Genomic DNA, 1,427 nt, shown 5'->3' with positions numbered 1-1,427 from the left:
CGTGCCTCGATGTCGTCTTTGCTCGGCTCCGGCAGCGCGCCGGTGTCTGCAAGCATCTGCTGCAGCGCCGCTGATGCGGCGACCTCGCCGACAACACCGTGGCGCGGCTCGTCGATGAGCGGATGCTGGTACACAGACCACCAAGCAGCCCCAGTGACGATCTCGGGCACCTGCACCACCCCGAGCAGCGGCGGTAGCGGCGAGGCCCCGCTGGTGAGGTACGTGGCCGTCTCGTCGAAGACCGGCTGCGCAATGTCATCGCTGATCATGTACGCGATAACAGCGTCGAGTTCAAGGTGGTGGACCCACGCTGCGAACCGCTCGCGGCTCTCGGTGAGCTTCTCCACTGCTTCGTCCAGGTCGAACCGTGCGACCGGGCCGAGGCGGACGGTGTCGACGCCCTCGTCGTCGACGAAGAACGCGAGGATCAGCGAGTTGTTCGGGTAGAAGCCGAGGATGCCGGGGAGGTTCGCGAGTATCTCGCCGTGGGATGCAAGCGTGTGGGAATGAGTGGACATGGCAGTGCTCCTTTGCACGAATACGGGGTGTATGTGGTCAATCCCGTATTCGGCCCGGCTCTGCCGGTCGCAGGCGTATCCCAGCAGTGCAGCACTCATGTGTGCCGAGCGTCGCTAGCGCAGCCTGATGCCTTCTCGCCGGGTGCGAGCGCTAGCGACGCAGCCTGTGCTTAAGCGTCGGCTTCGATGCGCTTGAGAGCGCGATAGATCGTCGGCCGCGAGACGTTAAAGGTGCGCGCTACAGCGCTGACGGACTTGCCGCCGTCGATAAGCTCCTTGGCCATCTGCGCCTGCTCAGCGCTGAGCTTCGGCTTGGGGCCGGCGACCCTGCCCTGTGCGCGGGCGTGCGCCACGCCCTCACGGGTGCGCTGGACAAGCAGGTCACGCTCCCACTCGGCAAGACTTGCCATGACGTTGATAACCACCTTGTCGGTGGGCTTCGACGTGTCCAGCGCTGGCTCCAACACCTTGACGTTGATGTCACGCTCGGCGAGGTCAGCGATGGTGTTCACGGTGTCCGCGAGGCTGCGGCCGAGCCTGTCCAAGCGCGTGACAACGAGCGTGTCGTCGGGGCGCATGTACGCCAGCGCGTCATCAAGACCAGGCCGTTGCCAGTTGGTGCCGGAGATGGTGTCTGAGTAGATGTGGTCCGGGTCGCAGCCAGAGCCTGAACGCTCAGATGACTTCGAGCCTGACTTCTAGCCTGGAACCGCTGGTAGAAGTAGCTGTATCTGAGGCAATGTCGAAAGAGTCCGAAAGCCTGCACAAGGCAGCAGAAGCATCTAAGAAGGCTCGCAGCGCCCTGCTCCAGGAGAAGGAGTCCAACGAAAAGCTGCTGGAGGAGATACGCGCAGAACGCAAGCAGTATAACGACGATATGGAAAAGTCGAACACGAACTTTATTAAGGC

2 protein-coding genes and 1 pseudogene are annotated in these 1,427 nt (G+C 62.8%); 1 reads left to right on the top strand and 2 read right to left on the bottom strand.

What is annotated here, in order from left to right:
* Together HMPREF2550_RS03785 and HMPREF2550_RS03780 are read right to left on the bottom strand one after the other, a co-directional pair.
* A partial coding sequence (locus HMPREF2550_RS03785; protein ID WP_141760516.1) for a DUF4192 family protein occupies window positions 1-518 on the bottom strand: 518 nt, incomplete at its 3' end.
* 170 nt (window positions 519-688) lie between these two features.
* The gene (locus tag HMPREF2550_RS03780; protein WP_080972893.1) at window positions 689-1,162 is read right to left on the bottom strand and encodes a recombinase family protein; all 474 of its coding nucleotides are present in this window, start codon (window positions 1,160-1,162) and stop codon (window positions 689-691) included.
* Window positions 1,163-1,197: 35 nt separating this feature from the next.
* Here HMPREF2550_RS03780 and HMPREF2550_RS12040 point away from each other — a divergent pair.
* A pseudogene (locus tag HMPREF2550_RS12040) lies at window positions 1,198-1,427 on the top strand (hypothetical protein); the annotation flags it as partial.

This window comes from Corynebacterium sp. HMSC074A01, assembly GCF_001831515.1.
Taxonomy (GTDB): domain Bacteria; phylum Actinomycetota; class Actinomycetes; order Mycobacteriales; family Mycobacteriaceae; genus Corynebacterium.
Note: the sequence above shows the minus strand (reverse complement) of the source record. Positions and strands in the feature narration are given on the sequence as shown.